This is a genomic window from Rhodococcus sp. 077-4 (assembly GCF_047782425.1).
Lineage (GTDB): Bacteria > Actinomycetota > Actinomycetes > Mycobacteriales > Mycobacteriaceae > Rhodococcoides.
Window position 1 is genome coordinate 1 of record NZ_JAJPWC010000008.1, and the last position, 20,182, is coordinate 20,182.

The window sequence follows — 20,182 nt, forward strand, 5'->3', positions numbered from 1 at the left end:
AAGCCCTCCAGCGCCGATGGTACTGCACTCGACAGGGTGTGGGAGAGTAGGACACCGCCGAACACAACTTCACAGAACACCCCCAGACCACTGGTCTGGGGGTGTTCTGCATTTCGAAACCAACCCACCACACTCGCAGACCCACCCCTCACCCACACCCCAGACGAACGCGCGCGCATCCGCGGAACGCACCCGACTTCGCATTGGATTTGTCGCGTTCTCCCGTGCTTCTGACAAGCGCGCACGCACTCGCCCGGGCCTTCGAGCCTGCCCCGACGTCACCTGCACAGAAATCGCGCAGAGCCACCACCACAACGCATTTCCGACACATGCGCGCGCCTCCGCTGAATGCACCCCAATTCGCTGCCCGACCGTTCGCGATGTCCCGCGCTTCTGACAAACGCGCACGCATTCGTCCCCGCCGGCTGGGCGCTGTCGCCCAGATTGGGCATCCCGCGGCTTACGTGACGCGCGTCGGTACTCGGTGGACCCGCGCCATCTGCAGACTTCGAGGCGGTGACCCCGACGCCGTTGTCACCGTGCGGTGCAGATCGGCTCGAGGGCCCCGGTCCGCGTTGATGTCACGTAATCGACAACGGGGTGTGCAGGCGTCGTTCACGCGACCGTGGTCGGAGACCTGTTCGCGAAATAGCTGCTACGGCAAGCGCATTGGTGGATTGCGACCCATGAGTCGCGCTCGTGGAATTTAATTCGTTGGAGTTCGGAGTTGCGTCCGTGCATGATCGTCTTCACAGGCACGTTGCAGAGACCGTGGAGGTGGACAATGACAGCACAATCGAATTGCGCATACCGTCGGATCCTCGGCACACGGTTTTCCTCTGCCGCCGATCATGCTCTCTGAGTAGACCTTCGGCCGAATCGGTCCGTTCTGGCCTAGCCGATGTCGTCACCGCCCCAATACCTCGCCGCACAGCGCTGTTCTGTGTTCGGTGTCCATTCTTGCTGTAGGAGAACAGATGTATCACTACGAACAAATCCTGAACGAACATCGACAACGTGTCGCGCGTGGTGTGCAGAACTACGAACGGCGTCGAGTTGCGGCTGAGCGAGCTGCGAAACCGACTGTAAACGAAGGCAATTCAACCGATTCAGGAGTGGTTGACGACGCACCACCCAGCGGGGACGTAGTCATCGCCGAGTCCGATCTTCACAAGGGCACGGTCTCGTCCCGTCGCTGACTATCAGCGCACGACCAGATGCGAGTAGCGATCGCCTGCTGATGCGATGAAGTCGCGAACGAACCAGCACGCAGGGACTACGCGAAGTCTCTGCGTGCTGGTGTCGTCGAGGGCGTGTGCGGTGAGTCGAGCAGCGAGTCCCCGGCCACGAAACTGCGGAAGCGTCACGGTGTGATGAAACGTTCTGGTGCCGTCCGAGTCCAGGTATTCCGAGTAGCCCGCCAGCTCCGAGTCGACGTAGATCTCGAACCGGCGGTCGGCACTGTTGTGAGTGATCGTCACCGGCATGGCGGTACCTCCTGGCACTGTTCGGTGTCCTCACCGTAACCGGCGGTCGTCCGGTGGGTGTTCTGCGGTTACTCGAGCAGGCATCGACGCAGTAGGGTTAGGGAAACTGAGTCGTGCAAGCGCCACCCGTCGCAACACCGCTCTTCATAAGTACGGGGCGCTCTCGAGGCTGAAGGTGGCAATCCGTGGAAGACACATCCGACCGTGGAATCAAGGCATTCATTCGTACCGTCGCGCAGCGCGGTGGACGGGCAGAGCGGCTGACGACCTCGCGCCGTAACCCTGTCCAGGTCTGGTCGATGGACGGCACGTCCTCGTGCATCGTTCGAGTGCGATCGAAGGTGACCGGAGACTGGAAGGCACGCAGGCAGGACGAGTCGCTCGAGAGTGACGACACCGGGTCCTCGTACTGGGTGTTCGTGGATCTCGCGAACGAAGAGCCGCGCTTCTACATGGTCTCCTCCGAAGAAATGGCCACCGATATTCGCGGTGAAGTCGACCTGTGGGTCCAGGATTCGCCCCTCCGTACCAGGACCGGGCATCACGCGATCGCGGTGGACCGGGTGCTGCACGGGAGCGAACGCTGGGACCTACTGGGGTTGAGCTCCACGTTGGACACATCGGTCGATGTCGGACCGGAGCAGACGTGGGTTCGCACTCCGCGGGTGAAAGCACCGCGTAAGTCGGCCAAGGCGGCCGTGGAAGAAGAAGTGATCGACAACCGGGTGCGGGTGGTCGCCGATTGTGAGGGCTATCGACTCAGCGGCCGTTACGACCCCGAGACCCAGCGGCTCGAGATCACCGCCGGACCGATGGAGGGCCGACGGTTCGACAATCCGTCCGTCGCTGCCAGTGCCGTCGCCACGCATATCAGCGGAGATGTCGAGGAGCGTGACGGTTGGCAGTTCTGGCAACTCGACACCCCGGACCGTGCCCCGCTGGGGTCGTTCCAATAGAGAGACCTGACACCGTGGCGGCTCTGTTGTGAGTCCTCACCAAATTGTCCTTTCCGGCAAGAACGGGGCGAAAGTCCGATTAATCTTGCGCGGGTAGGACGATCTCCCTGTTTTAGCCCCTGGGTCGAATCGATGTTCGAGAGTTCGTCCGTGCATCGAAGTTCGGGTATCAGTGAGCTCAACGGTCGACAGTGCGAGGGGTGCTGTCGACCGCGGGGAGGGGTCTTGACCATGGAACAGTCCTACCGTTCGGCATCCGCTCACGCGTCGCGGTTTCTCTTTCTCATCGCGCAGTTCGTCGACAGACGAATCCCGGCGGAGTTCTTCTCGGCGCAGTTCCGCGAGCTGCAGAACACGCAATCGAGCTATCTCGATGCCGACGTCTCCTCGGTCATCGGAATGCTGTCGGTAGACGTCGGCGCGTACCTGGGAGATGTCCGAATCCGCGGGGTCGACTACATCGACTCGGAACAGCTCTGGCGGGCAGCCGGGCAGGCGTTCCGTGATTTGATGGCCGCCCAGTCCGAGCACTTCGAGCGCGAGGCCGGTTGACGGTCACGGGAACCGTCACCGAAATCGATCGCGGTGCCGCAGAAGATCTTCGAGCCGAAATCGTCGGTGTGTGCCGCGCATTTCGATCGGAAGATTGCCGGCATCGGCGAGCCGTCTGACATACGTGTCGGAAACTCCGAGCACCGCGGCGGCTTGCGAAGTGGTCAGTAACTCGTCCACCGTCCCGATGGCCACCGCCCTGGCGGTAGCGAGCTGGGTGAGGAGTTCGAGAACTGCACCACGTGATGCGTCGTCGAGCGGTATGTCCGCACCTGCGATTCTCACGTCGACTTCTTCGCCGGTCCGCTCGTGTACGACCGCAGCGAGAGCGGTGGCCGATCGCGACTCGAGAGCAGGCATGACGAATCGAAAGTCCATTCGTCCAGGATAAGAGCGAGCGACCGCGCGGCAACGCATAGGCTCGAGACACCCAGCATGTGAGGAGTGCTTTCAGTGCCGCAGTTGTTGCATCTCGATTCGTCCGCCGACCCGCTTCGGTCGGTCAGCCGCCAGGTGACCGCTCGCTTTTCCGACGCGTGGCATGCCATCGGGACCGATCATTCCGTGATCCATCGAGACCTCCACTCGAGTCCGCTACCGCACCTACCCACGTCGGCGCTGCACTGGGCGCCACACTTACGCTCTGCCGACGAAATCGTCGACGCGTCGGCCGAGGCCTTACAGGTCGAACTGATCGAGGAGCTGATCTCGGCGGATGTGGTGCTGATCGGAGCGCCGATGTACAACTGGTCGATCCCGTCGACATTGAAGGCGTGGATCGATCACGTACACGTTCCCGGCATCACCGTCCCGTTCGACAGTGACACCGCACCCCTCGTCGGCAAGCCCGCGGTCGTGGTGACCAGTCGGGGCAACGATTACAGCCCTGGTTCCGACGGCGCGTCCGCCGACCACGCCACGGCGCAGTTGCGGCAGGTTCTCGGAGTCGCACTAGGAATGGATGTCCATTTCGTTCCGGTCGACCTGACGCTCGCGGGGCGGGTGCCCGCGCTCGAACCGCTTGTTCCGCAGTCCCGAGCCAGTCTGAGGACTGCGCTGACGGCCGTCGATGATCTCGCTCTGAAATTGGGCGGAGCATTGCCCAGGTAGGTGCCGAGTAGCCTGGCGAGGTGCTCCAGAACGGCCCAGACGACCACATCACCCGCGGTGCTCGCGGATCGGGTCGACATCGCATCGAGACGTCCTCGCGTGAGCACGATCTTGCGCTTCGGGTCGGCCGAGTCGTCATCGCCATTGCTGCGGTCGCGTCGGTCGCGGTGAGTGGAATCGGCTTCGCGGTGTACCGCGAAGCCACCACGGGATTGACCACCTCCGATGCCCTCGACGGAATCGCGAACAACGATCCGAGTGGCAACGGCGAAGACACCAACATCCTGCTGATCGGACTCGACAGCCGAAAGGACATGGACGGGAACGACCTGCCCGCGGAGTTCGTCACCGACACTTTGCACGCGGGCGACAGTGATGTCGGAGGCTACAACACCAATACTCTTCTGCTGGTTCATCTTCCGGCAGGCGGCGGCCGCGCGACGGCACTCTCGATTCCCCGCGACGACTACGTCGAGGTCCCCGGATACGGCAAGCGCAAGATCAAGGAAGCGTATGGACTGGCCAAAGCAGACGCAGACACTCAGTTGCTCGACGCGGGTGTCTCGGATGCGTCCGAGCGGGAGCGAAGAGCACGTGAGGCGGGTCGACGCGCGACGTTGACCGCGGTTCGTGATTTGCTCGACGTGCCGATCGACCACTTCGCCGAAGTGAATCTACTCGGCTTCTACGACGTGGCGACGGCGGTCGGGCCGATCCAGGTATGCCTGAACAACCCTGTCCACGACAATTACTCGGGTGCCGACTTTCCGGCGGGTGCCCAGGAACTGAGCGCATCGCAGGCGCTGTCCTTCGTACGGCAACGGCACGGTCTCGACAACGGCGATCTGGACCGAACCAAACGCCAGCAGGCATTCGTGGCCGGTGTGATGGCCAAGCTCAGCTCGTCGGGTGTCCTTGCGAACATCGGTGAATTGCGGGCGTTGATCGCGGGCACGAAGAACGACATCGTGATCGACGCATCTCTGGATCCGATGAGGCTCGCCAACGGAGCCGGAGCCGTCCTGCAGGGCAACATCGACTTCTACACCTTGCCGATCACCGGTTACGAGACGGTGGACGGCCAGGACGTCAACCTCGTCGACGTCGACGCCATCAGAGCAGAAACCGCGCGGTTGATCGGCAACCCACCACCACCACCACCACCACTGTCGCCGCCGATCACAGAGGCGCCAGGAGTGATGACGGCGACCGCATCGCCCCCGCTCGAGGTCGCCACACCGGACGTGACCGGGGATCTGCCTATTGCCCCCGACGAGGGTGTGCACAGCGACGGCGGAATCCCCTGCGTCGATTGAGCGTCGGGTCGGTCAGAGCGTCGACGTGATCGACAGAACGTCCATCAACTGTTTTTCGATCGCCGCGAACTGCGGCGTCGTCACGATCTCGAGCCGGCGTGGGCGGGGCAGCGTCACTTCCACCTGCCGTCGGACGTGTGCGGGCCTGGGGGAGAGGACGATCACGCGATCGGACAGATAGACCGCCTCGCGGATGTCGTGGGTGATCATCAGCATCGTCCACCGAAACTCCGACCAAACCTGCTGCAACCACGTCTGCATCTCACTGCGAGTCAGCGAATCCAGCGCCCCGAACGGCTCGTCGAGTAGAACTACCGACCGGCCCTGCACAACGGTGCGCAGGAGCGCCGCACGCTGGCGCATGCCTCCGGAGAGCTCGAACGGCCTGGCGGACTCGTATCCGTCGAGGCCGAACACGGGGAACAATTCGCGTGCCCGCGCGCGCGCCTCTTTCTTCGCGACACCCTGCACCTCGAGTCCGAGGGTGGTGTTGTCCAGTACGGAACGCCAAGGAAACAGCAGATCCTTCTGCGGCATGTAGGCGCACGGCGGGACTCGTACAGAGCCGGAATCGGGTGTGTCGAGACCGGCCAACATATTGAACACCGTGCTCTTGCCGGAACCGCTGGGGCCGATGATCGATACGAACTCACCGGAGCGCACTCCGAACGAAACGCCGTCCAGCACAGGGTTGCCGTTGAACGACTTCGTCAGGTCGCGGACGTCGATGCAGGTGTCGGCGGTACTCGAGTCAGACATGCAGACCTGCCGAACCGTGGCGTGCCCAGGGAGCCACGAGCCGCTCCACCACGAAGGTGGAAACGAACAGGAGCACACTGATCACCGCCGTGACGACAACCGCCGCGAGTACGAGATCGGTACGGAACGAGTTCTTCTGCTGGCTCATGTAGATGCCGAGACCCGCAGTGGCCCCGGCATATTCGGCAAAGAGCGCACCGACGACGGCGTAGGTGATCCCGATTCGCAACGATGTGAAGAACCTGGGCAGCGCCGACGGTAGCCGCACGTACGTGAACTGTTGCCATCTCGAGGCACCCATGCTGGCCAGTAGAGATCGCGCGTCTCGGTCGGCGGCAGCGAATCCCTCGACGAGCCCTATGGCCATCGGGAAGAACGTGGCCAGGGCGATCACCAGGATCTTGGGCAGCAGGCCGAATCCGAACCAGATGATCAACAGGGGCGCGATCGCAATGATCGGAAGAGTCTGCGACACGACGAAGAGGGGAACGAACGCACGCCGCAGCCATGGCGAGAAATCCACGGCGATGGCCAGCAACCACGCCAGAGCCAGGGAGACGGCGAAGCCTACGAGGGTCACCTGCAGGGTCGCCGCGGCGTTCTCGGCAATCGCATCGCGCTGCGCCCAACCCTGGACGACCACGCGGGCGGGGGACGGCAGCACCTGCGGCCGGATGCCGCTGACCTCGACGTAGACCTGCCAGGCGGCGATCAGCAGAACGACGACGGTGAGCGCAGGCCACGCCCACCGCAGCGAGGCTCGGATACCGTTGAACGAGTAAGTGCCTCGGTCAGCGGTAACCGGCTCATCGATCGCCGAGGTAGTCATTGGTGAAGTAGGTCGACCAGTCCGGCTCTGCGGTGAGTGGCGCACCGTCTTGATCGGCCAGCACGCCGCTGTCGTAGAGGAATTTCGAGTACGCGGTCCACTTGTCGAGACTCTGCCGTCCGACCTCGCCAGTGGAGTCCTTCATGTAGTTCGCCGCAAGCATCTGCTGGCTCTCGAAGACGAGCGATTCGTCGGTGAAGGTTCCCGGATTGGCGTCGATCAGATCCTGTGCAGCTTTGTCGGGATCGTCGGCGGCGAGCTGGTAGCCGCGCTGGAGTGCTTGCACGAACTTCTTCGCCTCGTCCGGGTGCGCCGCGAGCCAGGGTTCGTTTCCGCTGATCGTGAGGGCATAGGCGTCGGGGAACCCGTAGTCGGTGTAATCGAAGTACTTCATGGGAGTTCCGCTGTGTTCGGCCTCGATGCCCTCCCATGCGAAGTAGGAGACGGTGAAGTCGGCGGTACCGGAATAGACTGCCTCGTACGCCGAGGTGCCGAGCACTACCGTCTCGTATTCACCTGTGCCGCCGTCGTTTTGGATTACCTTTCTGATACCGGCCTGCTCGCCCGACTCGCCGAAGCCGGCGTAGACCTTGCCGTCCAATGCTTTGGGGCTCGGAATGTCGGCACGATCGGCGCGAACTCCGATGCCCGTCGCCCAGTGCTGCAGCGGCGCGAGAACCGAGACCGTTTGTGCGCCTGCCGAGGTGGCGAAAACCCCCGAGCTCTGGGTGCTGATTCCGAACTCTGCGTTACCTGCATCGACGAGGGTGTCGGCCGCCGTGTTGTTGTACGGCAGGATCTCCACGTTCAGGCCCGCATCGGCGAAGTAACCCTCCTGTAGCGCGACGTAGAGGCCGGTGTGATTGGTATTCGGCGTCCAGTCGAGCGCGAACCGAATGGTGTCGGAGTCCGTCGAGTCGGAGCATCCCGCCAGTCCGGTGGTGGCAACGACGGCGGCCGCCAACGCCGCGAAGATTCGAGTGGTTCTCATGCGAACACCGCACTCTCGGCCAGGGGCCATGGGGTGGGATGTAAAGCACTGTCCCAGAACATCAATTCGTATCTCGATGCCACGACGAAGGCGTCGATCATCTGCTCGCGCTGCAGCGCAGTCGCGGCGGCTGCGGCGTCGTCGACGAAATTCTTCGCAGCGTCGACGATGGCGTGGAATTCGGGTGCGTCGTACGTGGCCACCCACTGTGCATACGGGTGGTCGGGATCCCGATCGAGAACCGCCTTCGCAGCGCGGGCGAGAGAGCGTCCGATATCGGCATAAATCCAGAAACACGGTAGAACTGCCGCTGCCGCAACTGGATACGGTTCGGTCGCCGCCGTCGCAGTCAGATAGGACGTGTACCCGAGGCATTCCGGTGAGGGCTCGGGCGTCCGGGTCGACGGCGGGAGCGCTCCACCGGTGAGCATCGCCTCGTGCGAGGCGGCTTCGTCCATGGCGCTTGCCGCTGCGCTCGCCCAGAATGCCCCGGTAACAGGGTTCGGTGCGTGCGCAGCCAGCAACGACAGCGACTTGACGTATCCGCAGAGGTAGAGCGAGTCCTGTTCGAGGTACCGACGGAACGTATCGAGTGGAAGCGTCCCTGCCCCGAGTAGTTGCAGAAATTCCAGATCGTCGATTGCGCGTCGAATGTCCTCGGAGGCATTCCACAGACGATCGGTGAAGCGGACCGGGTCCGCAGATACAACAGGCGTCATCGCCTTGACATCCCTTCGTCAGTATTACCTGCATCAGGTTCGGCGGGTTTGATCTCAGCATCCGCATCGGCGGACACACCCCGTGTCAGAACGAAAGCGACAGTAACACCGGTCACTCGGTGTCGCTGCTGCCGCCCCTGGATCTGCGGTCCGGCATCACCCCAGCATGTCTTCGAGTTCCATGCCCTTGGTCTCCGTGATCTTGGCTTTGACGAAGAAGAACGAGAGCGCCGCGAACAGGGCAAAGCCTGCGTAGATCACCCACAGCCCCACAGAGGATGTCAGCGGTGGGAATGCAAGCGTGACAGCGAAATTCGCCATCCAATTGGCAGCGGTGCCGATACCGAGCGCCATGGCTCGCATGCGGTTGGGAAACATCTCACCGAGCATGACCCACATGATCGGACCCCAGGTGGAGGCGAAGAAAATGACGAACAGATTGGCACCGACCAAGGCGATCGCGCCCCATGGAGCCGGCAACGTCACGTCGTCGCCGCTGCCGATCGCTTGCGAGAACGCCACCGACGCCATGACGAGCCCGCCGAACATGCCGATCGAGCCCGCCATCAGTAGCTTGCGCCTGCCGATTCGGTCGACGAACAGGATTGCCACGAACGTCATGACCACGTTGATCACTGCGGTGATGACCGACGTCGTGAACGACTGATCCTCGCTGAAACCGACCGAACGCCACAGCGTCGTCGAGTAGTAGAAGATCGCGTTGATGCCGACCAGCTGTTGCAGCACGGCCATCGTGATGCCTACCCAGACGATGGGCTGCAGGCCGAACTTCGGCCCCCGAATATCCGCGAACGACGATCGCGACTCCTTGCGCAGTGTCAGTCGGATCTCGTGCACCCGCTCGTCGGGGTGCAGCTCGCCGGTGATGTCGGCGAGGACTCTGGCTGCTTCTTCGTCGAGGTGCTGACCCACCAGGTAACGCGGGGATTCTGGGATCAACGTGGCCAGTAGCCCGTAGACCAGGGCGGGCAATACGCCGACCAGGAACATCCAGCGCCATGCCTCGACGCCGAACCACAGGTCGTTGGATGCCCCGTCCGCGGCACCGGCGAGAAGTGCGTCGGACAGCAGCGCGGCGAAGATACCGATGGTGATGGCCAATTGCTGCAGGGAAGCCAGGGCCCCGCGCCACTTGGCCGGTGCGATCTCGGCGATGTAGGCCGGTGCGATCACCGAGGCGATGCCGATACCGAGTCCGCCGAGCACTCGCCAGAGCATGAGATCGGGGACACTGAACGCAAACCCCGAACCCACCGAGGAGATGGTGAACAGGGCCGAGCCGAGCACCATGACTTTCTTGCGTCCCCAACGGTCGGCGAGGCTACCGGCGAACCAGGCCCCTACTGCGCATCCGATCAACGCAATGGCGACCACGAAGCCGGTGGTGAAAGAGCCGAGGAGAAAGTGATCTTCGATCGAGTCGACCGCTCCGTTGATGACCGAGCTGTCGAAGCCGAACAGGAATCCACCCACAGCTGCGGCGATGCTGACACCGATGACCTTTGCTGTGTGACGGTCCGAGGTCTGATTCATGAGTGATGCACCTTCCGGCCGCGCGCATGGGCGTCGGCCGCTGGGAGACCGTACGGCAGGAATTGTCGTACCGTCCCAGCACATTACGCCTGGTAGTTTGCCGCGCGAACGACGCCGTCAGCGAAGGTCGAAACTCTCGTCCGAGACGGTGAAACCATGACCGACCTGATCGGTGCACGTGACCCCCGTCTGCTCGTCGACGCTGCACCGAAGACCGTTGGTGGAGCCGCTTCCGGGGACGGTCAGCACCTCGCCGTACGGCAGAGCCGCTGCTGGACCGTCGAAACGGTGGAACTTGGGGTCGCCCAGGCTCTCGAACTTCGCGGGGGACCCGGCGATCAGCTGAACCGCATTGGGTTTCACCGCCGTTCCCGACGCCCCACTGCCGGGAACCTCGGGTGCCGAATCCGGCAGTGATCCGTGGCAGCCGGCGATCGAGGATTGGAGGACGGCGATACCGCACTCGAATTTTCCACTCGGACTCGAGAAGTAGTACCAGCCGGGTGCCTTGCCTGCGTAATCCTGCGGTTTCGCTTGTGCTGCAGCAGGACTGGTCGGTGATGCTGTGGTGGTGGACGGGGCCGTCGTCATCGAGGGCGATGAGGTGCTCGGCGCGGCAGATGTCGCCGATTCGGCCGTCGTGATCGGAGTGGGTCGGTCGGTGATGACGGTCGCCATCGGTGCGTCGCCTCCGCCCGATCCGCAGGCAGTGAGCAGGCCAGTCCCGAGGACCAACGCTGCGGTCCATCCGATTCTCTTCATCGTCGATTCCTTCACTCGAGGTCGACGACACCGCACGAGACGGCACCGACGCTGTGGATGATGTTGGTACGTTGGGCAACGACCGAACGGGAGGTTCGATGGACGCTGCATCCGATTCCACGGTGTGCGTGAGTACGCCGTACGGAGATGTCCTCGGTTATCCGGTCGACGCCGACGCGTCGCCGATCGTGGCCTGGAGGGGCATTCCCTACGCGACGCCTCCCGTCGGCGAATTGCGGTTCCGTGCACCGCGGCCGCTGCGGCCGTGGTCCGGGGTACTCGACGGTCTCGAGTTCGGCGCCATGGCTCCGCAGGGGCGCGACAGTCCGGTGCCGATCGATCCGTCGTTGTCGATCTCCGAGGACTGTCTCTCGCTCAATGTCTGGGCTCCTCGGCCCGACGGGGAGCCGCGTCCGGTGATGGTCTGGATCCACGGCGGTGCGTACTCGCTCGGATCGTCTGCTCAGCGGGTCTACGACGGGCGCAATCTCAGCGAGAACGGCGACATGGTGGTGGTCACCGTCAATTTTCGTCTCGGTGCATTCGGGTTCCTCGACCTCTCGTCGTTCTCGACCGACGAGCACACCTTCGAAACGAATCTCGGCCTCCGAGATCAGATCGCGGCTCTGGAGTGGGTACGCGAGTGCATTTCCGCGTTCGGCGGTGATCCGAACCAGGTCACCCTGTTCGGCGAATCCTCGGGGGGCGCTTCGGTCACCACATTGATGACGTCCCCGAAGGCCGAGGGTCTGTTTCAACGTGCGATCGTGCAGAGTGCCCCTGCGACGTCGGTGTACGGCCCTGAGCGCGGTGCCGCGGTGGCCGCGAGATTCCTGGAGTTGGTGGGGGTCGACCCGGCGGACATCGGTGAACTGTTCGAGATGCACTTCACCAGGCTGGTCACCGCGGGCGATACGCTCTGCTACGAGATTCCGACGACAGTGCCTGGAACCCTTGGCCTTTCGCCGGTCGTCGACGGAGACATCGTCCCGCGTTACCCCGTCGCGGCTTTTCAGAAGGGACTTTCGCACAGGATCCCGCTGATCATCGGTACCAATCACGACGAGCCCTCGATCTTCCGATTCATGAAGTCGCCGTTGATGCCGATCACGTCGGACACCGTCTCGGAGATGTTCCGCGCCATCGCGCACGATCACGCCGATCTTCCTGCCTACCGTGTTGCCGAGATCATGGCGGCGTACCCGGACCGTGACAAACCTGCTGGGGCGCAGGCTATTTCGCGCGACGCGGGCTTCCTCATGCCGAGCCTGTGGATCGCTGACGGGCACAGCAGGCATTCGCCGACGTGGATGTACCGATTCGATCACGCGACACCGATGCTCAAGGCTGCGCGGGTGGGAGCCGGACACGCAACCGAACTGCCGTATGTTTTCGGCAATTTCGGCACCCTGAGCCGCGATCCCACCTTCTGGCTGGGTGGCCGCAAGCCGGCCATGGCGGTGTCGGCGCGGATGCAGAGACGCTGGCTCGCGTTCGCTCGATACGGCGTCCCCGCCGCGTTGGATGCGTCCAAGCACTGGGCTCCGTACACCGAGAAGGCACGCTGGACACTGGTGATCGACACGTCCGACACTCTCGTCGACGATCCCGACGGCGACATGCGCGCTGCGTGGGGCGACCGCGTTCTCGGATTCAGCTGACACGTCGGTCATGCGTTCTGTCGCACGGACGTGGCTGACATGAATCGAACGTAACAGCAGGAACACCGGCCGCTGGAGTCACAGCGGTAACAATTGGATGTCAGCGCTCTGTCGGTGGGGGCGGTTATGTTCGACGGGTGTTGATGTCCAGGATCGTCGAAACGTCCCGTGCCGTGGCAGCGACGCGTTCGCGCAAGGTCAAGATCGAGCTGATCGGTACGTTGCTCGCCGAGGCGGAGGCCGGTGACATCGAGCCTGCTGTCTCGTGGTTGTCGGGGGAGTTGCCGCAGGGGCGGATAGGCGTCGGTTGGCGCACTCTCGCTGATCTCGACGTCGCGTCCGCTGCGGACTCGACGCTCACGGTTGCCGCGGTGGACGAGGCCATTTCTGCGGTTGCGTCGACGTCGGGCGCGGGTTCGGCTGCGCGTCGAGTAGCTCTGTTGAGCGATTTGTTCTCGCGGAGTACCACCGAGGAACGTCAGTTCCTGATCAGGCTGGTCACCGGTGAACTGCGTCAGGGCGCTCTCGAAGGAATCATGGTCGACGCCGTTGCCGCGGCCACGAACCTACCGCAGGCACCAGTGCGTCGAGCATTCATGCTGTCGGGCAGCTTGCCCGCCACAGCCATTGCTGCCATGACCGGTGGCGTCGAAGCTCTGGATGCATTCCGCCTCGAAGTGGGACGCCCGGTGCGGCCGATGCTGGCCTCGCCCGCGGACTCGCTTCGCGGTGCGTGGGAACAACTGTCCGGTGATGTGACGGTCGAATACAAGCTCGACGGTGCCCGAATTCAGGTGCATCGCTACGGAACCGAGGTGAGCATCTACACGCGGACACTGCGTGAGATCACTGCGAGCGTTCCCGAGTTGGTGGAGCTGGTGCTCGCGCTGCCGTGCAATTCGGTGGTCCTCGACGGGGAGACGCTCGCACTCGAAGACAGTGGACGTCCGCGGCCGTTCCAGGAAACGATGAGTCGCTTCGGTGCCGAGAGCGCGCACGAACTGCTGCTGCAGCCCTATTTCTTCGACTGCCTGCATCTCGACGGCGTCGACCTGCTCGATGCGCCGCTCGAGCAGCGGCTGGCCGCACTCGACCGGGTGGCACCAGGGCACCGAATCCCCAGCGCCGTGCGCCCGGACGCGGACGGAGCCGCAGCCCATTTCGATGCCGCGCTCGACGCCGGGCACGAGGGGGTCATGCTCAAAGCCCTCGGTGCCCCGTACGCCGCAGGCCGCCGCGGAAAGAGCTGGCAGAAGGTCAAACCCGAGCACACCCTCGACCTGGTCGTCCTCGGAGCAGAGTGGGGATACGGCCGCCGCACCGGCTACCTCTCCAACCTTCACCTGGGCGCTCGCGATCCCGACGGCGGTGAGCCGATCATGGTCGGCAAGACGTTCAAAGGCCTGACCGACGTTCTGCTGCAGTGGCAGACCGAAGAATTCCCGAAACACGAACGAGAGCGCGACGAGCACACCGTCTACTTGCGTCCCGAATTGATCGTCGAAATCGAACTCGACGGCGTGCAGGTCAGCCCGCGCTACCCGGGTGGAGTGGCCCTGCGCTTCGCGCGAGTACTGCGGTACCGACCCGACAAGAACCTCGCCAGCGCAGACACGATCGACGCCGTGCGCGCACTCCTGAGCCGTTCGGACGATTAATACACACGAAACCGGACGAACGATCCCGTAACACGGCGCAAAATATCTTGAGGGTGCAAGCCAGCGAGAGATGGAGTGCCAATGATGTCCACAGTTCGAGCTGCTCTGGTCCAAAGCACGTGGACCGGTGACAAAGAATCGATGATCGCGGCACACGAGGGGTTTGCTCGGTCCGCCGCCGAGCAGGGCGCGAAAGTCGTCTGCTTCCAAGAACTTTTCTACGGACCGTACTTCTGTCAGCTGCAGGACGCGAAATTCTACGAGTACGCCGAATCGGTACCGGGGCCAACCGTCGATCGTTTCGCCGCATTGGCGAAGGAGCTCGGAATCGTGATGATCCTGCCGGTCTACGAGCAGGAGCAGCCCGGACTTCTCTACAACACCGCTGCCGTCGTCGACGCCGACGGCACATATCTGGGCAAGTACCGAAAGCACCACATTCCACACGTGAACGGATTCTGGGAAAAGTTCTACTTCCGCCCCGGAAATCTCGGGTGGCCGGTGTTCGATACTGCGGTCGGGCGCATCGGTGTCTACATCTGCTACGACAGGCACTTTCCCGAAGGTTGGCGCGCCCTCGGCCTGGCCGGTGCCGAGATCGTCTTCAATCCCTCGGCCACCTCTCGGGGACTGTCCAACTATCTGTGGAAGCTCGAACAACCCGCCTCGGCCGTCGCCAACGAGTACTACGTGGGTGCGATCAATCGAGTCGGAATCGAATCCGAATACGGCGACGACGACTTTTACGGGACCAGTTATTTCGTGGATTCCGAGGGCAAATTCGTCGGCGAGGTGGCGTCGGATTCGGAACCCGAAATCATCGTTCGCGACCTGGACATGGACCTGATCAAAGTTGTTCGCGACCGTTGGGCTTTCTATCGTGACCGCAGACCCGACGCTTACGGCCCATTGGTGCAGCCCTGATGGCCACCACCTTCGTGCACGGTGGAACAGTGGTATCGACCACCGGCGCACAGGAATTGGATGTTCTCGTCGACGGCGAGACCATCGTCGCCGTGCTCGCGCCCGGATCGGTGTCGCTGGCCGCGGACCTGAAGACATCGGCGGACGTCGTCGTCGACGCCACGGGCAAGTACGTCATTCCGGGCGGGGTCGACGGCCACACGCACATGGAGATGCCGTTCGGTGGAACTTTTGCATCCGACACGTTCGAGACCGGAACGCGTGCAGCGGCGTGGGGCGGCACGACGACCATCGTGGACTTCGCGATTCAGACGCCCGGTCAGCGCGTCCAGGACACTCTGACGCAGTGGCACGAGAAGGCCGCGGGGCAATGCGCCATCGACTACGGCTTCCATCAGATCATCGGTGACGTCACCGACGATTCCCTGAAAGCCATGAGCGAGTTGGTGACCGAGGGTGTCACCAGCTTCAAACTGTTCATGGCCTACCCGGGTGTGTTCTACTCCGACGACGGAAAGATACTGCGCGCCATGCAGTCCGCCGCCGAAACGGGTGCACTGCTGATGATGCACGCGGAGAACGGCATCGCGATCGATGTGCTCGTCGCTCAGTCGATCGCGCGCGGAGACACGGCCCCGTACTTCCACGGCACGTCGCGGCCGTGGCAGCTCGAGGAAGAAGCGACGCATCGGGCCATCATGTTGGCCGACGTGACCGGCGCGCCCCTCTACGTGGTGCACGTCTCCGCCAAGCAGGCTCTGGAGCAGATCGCGCAGGCACGGGGCAACGGGCAGAACGTGTTTGCCGAGACGTGCCCGCAGTACCTCTACTTGTCCCTCGAGGAACAACTCGGTGCTCCGGGATTCGAGGGTGCCAAGTGGGTCTGTTCGACGCCACTGCGGTCGCGAGCCGAGGGCCATCAGGACGAATTGTGGCGCTACCTGCGTACCGGTGACGTGGCCACGGTCAGTACCGATCACTGCCCGTTCTGCATGAAGGATCAGAAGGAGATGGGAATCGGCGATTTCTCCAGGATTCCCAACGGAATCGGGTCCGTGGAACATCGCATCGATCTGATGTTCCAGGGCGTCAAGAGCGGCAAGATCACCCTCGAGAAGTGGGTCGACGTGTGCTGCACCACCCCGGCACGGATGTTCGGCATGTATCCGAGAAAAGGCGTCATCAGTCCCGGTGCCGACGCGGACATCGTGATCTACGACCCGAACGGGCACACCAGTATCGGGGTGGACAAGACCCACCACATGAACATGGACTATTCGGCGTACGAGGGTTTCGAGATCGACGGGCATGTCGACACCGTCATCTCGCGTGGCCGGATCATCGTCGACGGTGGATCCTATTCCGGCACTGCGGGACACGGCCGTTTCGTTCGCCGCGATCTGTCCCAGAATCTGATCTGAGCCATGGACATCGGAGTGGTGCTCCAGTGCAATCCGCCTGCGTCTCGTGTGGTCGATCTGGCCAGACAGGCCGAGACGCATGGGTTTTCGCACGTGTGGACGTTCGATTCCCACCTTCTGTGGCAGGAGCCGTACGTCATCTACAGTCAGATTCTGGCCGCGACGAGGCGGGTGACCGTCGGTCCGATGGTCACCAATCCCGCCACGCGCGATTGGACGGTGACGGCATCGACGTTCGCGACGCTCAACGACATGTTCGGCAATCGGACCGTCTGCGGTATCGGCCGCGGCGATTCGGCCGTCCGTGCCCTCGGCGGAAAGCCGACAACGCTTGCCGCGCTGCGGGAGTCGATAGAGGTGATTCGCAACCTGGCCAACGGGCGCAGTGCGCGGGTCGGTGAGACCACCGTGCAGTTCCCGTGGGCGGAACGATCACAGCTCGAAGTCTGGGTCGCGGCGTACGGGCCGAAGGCTCTGGAACTCACCGGACAGGTGGCGGACGGGTTCATCCTGCAGCTTGCAGACCCCGACATCGCGGCATGGACGATCGGCCGGGTTCGCGCCGCGGCCGAGCAGGCGGGGCGCGACCCGGATTCCATCTCGATCTGCGTCGCCGCTCCCGCCTACGTGACCGACGGTACCGACGCAGGGCTCGAACACGCCCGGGACCAGTGTCGTTGGTTCGGCGGGATGGTCGGCAATCACGTTGCAGACATAGTGGCGCGATACGGCGGTGACGGCGGCGGTGTTCCTGCGGCCCTGACCGACTACATCGCGGCGCGCACGGGGTACGACTACAACGAGCACGGCCGCGCCGGAAATTCGCATGCCGAATTCGTTCCGAACGAGGTGATCGACAGATTCTGCCTTCTCGGCACCCCGGCCGATCACATCGCCAAACTGAAGGAACTCGAGGCCCTCGGCGTCGATCAGTTCTCGGTGTACCTCCAGCACGATGCGAAGGCAGCCACGTTGGAAGCGTACGGAGAGAGCATCATTCCGCAGATCCGTCCGAGCGTGACGGCAACATCGTGACGAGTGTTCTCGATCAGGCTTCGGTGGTTGCACCCACACCCGCGCGCTCGGCGCGAGGACTACGGCGTCCGGCGATGGCTCTGGCGGCGATCGTGTTGTTGCTGGTTCTGTGGGAACTGGTGAAAGTTCTCGTCCCCGAGAACGGGGTGACCATCGCCGGAGTGCGGGTGCTGCCGCGTACCGATGACGGCGCACTGCCCCATGTGTGGTCTGTGCTTGCGGCACTGACCGAACCGGAAGTGAACGTGGCCGGGGCACGCAGTGTCGGTGCCGCGGTGGTCTCCAGCGGGCTGTTCACGTTCGGGCTGGCGGTGCTGGGGTTCGCTCTGGGGGCGGTGGTCGGTCTGGTGCTGGCGGTGGCCATGCAACGATTCGTCTGGGTCGAGCGGTCCGTACTGCCGTACGTGATTGTCTCGCAGACGGTTCCGCTGATCGCGTTGGCACCACTGGTGGCGGGTTGGGGTGGGAAGATCGCCATCGGCGGATACGCGTGGCAGCCGTGGATGAGCATCACCGTCATCGCGTCGTATCTCGCCTTCTTCCCGGTGGCGGTGGGGATGCTGCGCGGTCTGCGTGCACCCGACCGGGCGGCACTGGACCTGATGCACAGCTATGCGTCCGGATGGTGGACCACACTCGTTCGACTGCGTCTGCCCGCTTCTGTGCCGCATCTGATCCCGTCTCTGCGGCTGGCCGCGGCTGCAGCGGTGATCGGTGCCGTTGTCGCGGAAATTTCCACCGGGACGACCGGCGGTATCGGAAGGCAGATCATCGTGTTCTCGCAGCAGGCGACAGGTGACGCATCTCGTCTGTACGCCGCCGTTCTCGGCGCCGCGGTGCTCGGGCTGGTGGTGACCGGACTGGTGTCGCTGCTCGAGAAGGCACTGGGGCGGTACGCGGGCCGTGCGCCCGGGCGGACGGCTCTGTCATGACCGAACATGCTGTTCTCGTCGAGGGCGTCGGGAAGACGTTCGACGGGGCAGTGACGGCGTTGGAGGGTGTATCGCTCTCGATCGCCCCCGGTGAATTCGTTTCGCTGATCGGGCCGTCGGGATGTGGTAAGTCGACGTTGCTCCGCATCATGGCCGACCTCGAGCAACCCACGTCCGGTGCTGTGTCGGTGTTCGGGCTGACTGCTCGCCGTGCCCGCATCGAACAGAAATACGGCATCGCCTTTCAGCAGGCCGGGTTGCTCGAGTGGCGCACGGTGCACTCGAACGTCGCGTTGCCGCTCGAACTGCACAAGGTTCCCAAACGTGAACGGACGGAACGGGTTCGTGAGCTGCTGGACCTGGTGGGCCTGAGCGATTTCGCAGACAAATTTCCCGGACAATTGTCCGGTGGGATGCAACAACGGGTGGCGATCGCCCGGGCGCTGGCCCGAATGCCGGGACTGTTGCTGATGGACGAACCGTTCGGTGCCCTGGACGAGATGACCCGAGAGAAGATGCAGAACGACCTGCTCCGTATCGCCGAGGAGTCGGGGGCGGCAGTGGTGTTCGTGACCCACTCGATTCCCGAAGCCGTGTACCTCTCCGATCGAGTGGTCGTGATGTCTCCGCGTCCGGGCCGTATCGTCGACACCCTCACCATCGGCACGTTCGACACGAACGGGGACCCGCGCGAATCAGGGGAGTTCTTCGCCTCCATCACCGCGGTCCGGGATGCGTTGCACGGCCGCTCGGTTCGCACTGGCGATCTGCGATGAAGATCTGGCTGCCCCCTCTGGCGCTCGGTGCAATTTTGCTCGGGCTGTGGCAGCTGCTCACGGTCGTCGCGGGGGTACCGTCGTTTCTGCTGCCGTCGCCCAGCGCGATCGCCGAACAGTTCGCTCGCAACGCCGGCAACATCGGATCGGCAAGTCTGGCAACGGGAACCAATGCTTTCGTGGGGTTGATCGCAGGGTCGGTCCTCGGTCTGTTCGCGGCGATGGCAGCGGTTCGCCTGCGGATCGTCGACGAATTGCTCACTCCGTTGGCAGCGGGTGCCGCAGCCGTCCCCATCGTCGCTCTTGCTCCGGTGTTCAACTCGATGTTCTCCTCGACCACCGATCTACCGCGTCGGCTCGTGGTGACCATCGTGGTGTTCTTTCCGGTATTCGTCAGTGCGGCAAAGGGTCTGCGTCAGGTCTCGGCCGTACACCACGACCTGATGACGTCGTACTCCGTCAGCGGTTGGCAGTTCACTCGAATCGTTCGCCTCCCGTCCGCCGTTCCGCACATTTTCACCGGCTTGCGGGTTGCGGCTCCGAATGCTGTCATTGCAGCCATCATCTGCGAATACTTCGGTGGACTGCAGAACGGATTGGGGTCGCGGATCACCTCCGCCGCGGCGAACACTGCCTACCCGCGCGCCTGGGCCTACGTGGTGGGTGCCATCGCAGTCGGTTTGCTCTTCTTTCTCGTTGTTCTGTTGCTCGAGAAGCTCGTGTCCCGGCGTCGTACCTAG

Annotated in this window: 20 protein-coding genes and 1 riboswitch; of the genes, 12 read left to right on the forward strand and 8 right to left on the reverse strand. The window is 63.3% G+C overall.

Features of this window, described 5'->3' with window-relative positions:
* Positions 1–1,202: 1,202 nt before the first annotated feature.
* Positions 1,203–1,487 (reverse strand): GNAT family N-acetyltransferase, encoded by a 285-nt coding sequence (locus ACNEOT_RS24475; RefSeq protein WP_415977320.1) that lies wholly within the window; start codon positions 1,485–1,487, stop codon positions 1,203–1,205.
* Between the two features lie 185 nt (positions 1,488–1,672).
* Here ACNEOT_RS24475 and ACNEOT_RS24480 point away from each other — a divergent pair, with 185 nt between their 5' ends.
* Positions 1,673–2,443: a hypothetical protein gene (locus tag ACNEOT_RS24480; protein ID WP_415977321.1), complete on the forward strand. Its 771-nt coding sequence runs from the start codon at positions 1,673–1,675 to the stop codon at positions 2,441–2,443.
* A 231-nt stretch (positions 2,444–2,674) separates the two neighbouring features.
* On the forward strand, positions 2,675–2,995 hold the full coding sequence (locus ACNEOT_RS24485) for a homoserine dehydrogenase (protein ID WP_415977409.1): 321 nt from the start codon (positions 2,675–2,677) through the stop codon (positions 2,993–2,995).
* Positions 2,996–3,010: 15 nt separating this feature from the next.
* Here ACNEOT_RS24485 and ACNEOT_RS24490 read toward each other — a convergent pair whose 3' ends face one another.
* Complete coding sequence (locus ACNEOT_RS24490) at positions 3,011–3,373, reverse strand: helix-turn-helix domain-containing protein (protein ID WP_415977322.1); 363 nt, start codon at positions 3,371–3,373, stop codon at positions 3,011–3,013.
* Between the two features lie 75 nt (positions 3,374–3,448).
* On the opposite strand from ACNEOT_RS24490, the gene ACNEOT_RS24495 reads away from it, so the two are divergent.
* Together ACNEOT_RS24495 and ACNEOT_RS24500 are read left to right on the forward strand one after the other, a co-directional pair.
* Positions 3,449–4,105: an FMN-dependent NADH-azoreductase gene (locus tag ACNEOT_RS24495; RefSeq protein WP_415977323.1), complete on the forward strand. Its 657-nt coding sequence runs from the start codon at positions 3,449–3,451 to the stop codon at positions 4,103–4,105.
* 20 nt (positions 4,106–4,125) lie between these two features.
* A complete protein-coding gene (locus tag ACNEOT_RS24500) occupies positions 4,126–5,421 on the forward strand; it encodes an LCP family protein (RefSeq protein ID WP_415977324.1) in 1,296 nt (431 codons plus the stop codon).
* Between the two features lie 12 nt (positions 5,422–5,433).
* Here the strand turns inward: ACNEOT_RS24500 and ACNEOT_RS24505 are convergent, their stop codons facing one another.
* The 6 genes from ACNEOT_RS24505 to ACNEOT_RS24530 all read right to left on the reverse strand — a co-directional run bounded on the left by ACNEOT_RS24505 (position 5,434) and on the right by ACNEOT_RS24530 (position 11,035).
* Complete coding sequence (locus ACNEOT_RS24505) at positions 5,434–6,180, reverse strand: ABC transporter ATP-binding protein (protein WP_415977326.1); 747 nt, start codon at positions 6,178–6,180, stop codon at positions 5,434–5,436.
* A complete protein-coding gene (locus ACNEOT_RS24510; RefSeq protein ID WP_415977327.1) occupies positions 6,173–7,009 on the reverse strand; it encodes an ABC transporter permease in 837 nt (278 codons plus the stop codon). The genes ACNEOT_RS24505 and ACNEOT_RS24510 overlap by 8 nt, the downstream gene beginning before the upstream one ends.
* The gene (locus ACNEOT_RS24515) at positions 6,987–8,000 is read right to left on the reverse strand and encodes an ABC transporter substrate-binding protein (protein WP_415977328.1); all 1,014 of its coding nucleotides are present in this window, start codon (positions 7,998–8,000) and stop codon (positions 6,987–6,989) included. Before ACNEOT_RS24515 ends, ACNEOT_RS24510 begins: the two co-directional genes overlap by 23 nt.
* Positions 7,997–8,719 (reverse strand): TenA family protein, encoded by a 723-nt coding sequence (locus tag ACNEOT_RS24520; RefSeq protein ID WP_415977329.1) that lies wholly within the window; start codon positions 8,717–8,719, stop codon positions 7,997–7,999. Before ACNEOT_RS24520 ends, ACNEOT_RS24515 begins: the two co-directional genes overlap by 4 nt.
* A riboswitch (TPP riboswitch) is annotated at positions 8,713–8,812 on the reverse strand. Its footprint overlaps the gene before it by 7 nt.
* Before the next feature lie 63 nt (positions 8,813–8,875).
* Entirely contained in the window at positions 8,876–10,273 is a 1,398-nt protein-coding gene (locus ACNEOT_RS24525; protein WP_415977330.1) for a sugar porter family MFS transporter, read from the reverse strand.
* A gap of 117 nt (positions 10,274–10,390) precedes the next feature.
* Entirely contained in the window at positions 10,391–11,035 is a 645-nt protein-coding gene (locus ACNEOT_RS24530; RefSeq protein WP_415977331.1) for a hypothetical protein, read from the reverse strand.
* Positions 11,036–11,133: 98 nt separating this feature from the next.
* Here ACNEOT_RS24530 and ACNEOT_RS24535 point away from each other — a divergent pair, with 98 nt between their 5' ends.
* From ACNEOT_RS24535 to ACNEOT_RS24570, 8 genes are all read left to right on the forward strand, one after another.
* Positions 11,134–12,696 (forward strand): carboxylesterase/lipase family protein, encoded by a 1,563-nt coding sequence (locus tag ACNEOT_RS24535; protein ID WP_415977332.1) that lies wholly within the window; start codon positions 11,134–11,136, stop codon positions 12,694–12,696.
* 137 nt (positions 12,697–12,833) lie between these two features.
* The gene (locus tag ACNEOT_RS24540; RefSeq protein ID WP_415977333.1) at positions 12,834–14,354 is read left to right on the forward strand and encodes an ATP-dependent DNA ligase; all 1,521 of its coding nucleotides are present in this window, start codon (positions 12,834–12,836) and stop codon (positions 14,352–14,354) included.
* An 84-nt stretch (positions 14,355–14,438) separates the two neighbouring features.
* Positions 14,439–15,278, forward strand: coding sequence for a nitrilase-related carbon-nitrogen hydrolase (locus ACNEOT_RS24545; RefSeq protein WP_415977410.1), 840 nt, complete (start codon positions 14,439–14,441; stop codon positions 15,276–15,278).
* On the forward strand, positions 15,278–16,699 hold the full coding sequence (gene hydA, locus ACNEOT_RS24550) for a dihydropyrimidinase (protein WP_415977334.1): 1,422 nt from the start codon (positions 15,278–15,280) through the stop codon (positions 16,697–16,699). The genes ACNEOT_RS24545 and hydA overlap by 1 nt, the downstream gene beginning before the upstream one ends.
* A gap of 3 nt (positions 16,700–16,702) precedes the next feature.
* The gene (locus tag ACNEOT_RS24555) at positions 16,703–17,734 is read left to right on the forward strand and encodes a TIGR03842 family LLM class F420-dependent oxidoreductase (protein ID WP_415977335.1); all 1,032 of its coding nucleotides are present in this window, start codon (positions 16,703–16,705) and stop codon (positions 17,732–17,734) included.
* Complete coding sequence (locus ACNEOT_RS24560) at positions 17,731–18,666, forward strand: ABC transporter permease (protein WP_415977336.1); 936 nt, start codon at positions 17,731–17,733, stop codon at positions 18,664–18,666. The genes ACNEOT_RS24555 and ACNEOT_RS24560 overlap by 4 nt, the downstream gene beginning before the upstream one ends.
* Positions 18,663–19,442, forward strand: coding sequence for an ABC transporter ATP-binding protein (locus ACNEOT_RS24565; RefSeq protein WP_415977337.1), 780 nt, complete (start codon positions 18,663–18,665; stop codon positions 19,440–19,442). Before ACNEOT_RS24560 ends, ACNEOT_RS24565 begins: the two co-directional genes overlap by 4 nt.
* Positions 19,439–20,182 (forward strand): ABC transporter permease, encoded by a 744-nt coding sequence (locus ACNEOT_RS24570; RefSeq protein WP_415977338.1) that lies wholly within the window; start codon positions 19,439–19,441, stop codon positions 20,180–20,182. The genes ACNEOT_RS24565 and ACNEOT_RS24570 overlap by 4 nt, the downstream gene beginning before the upstream one ends.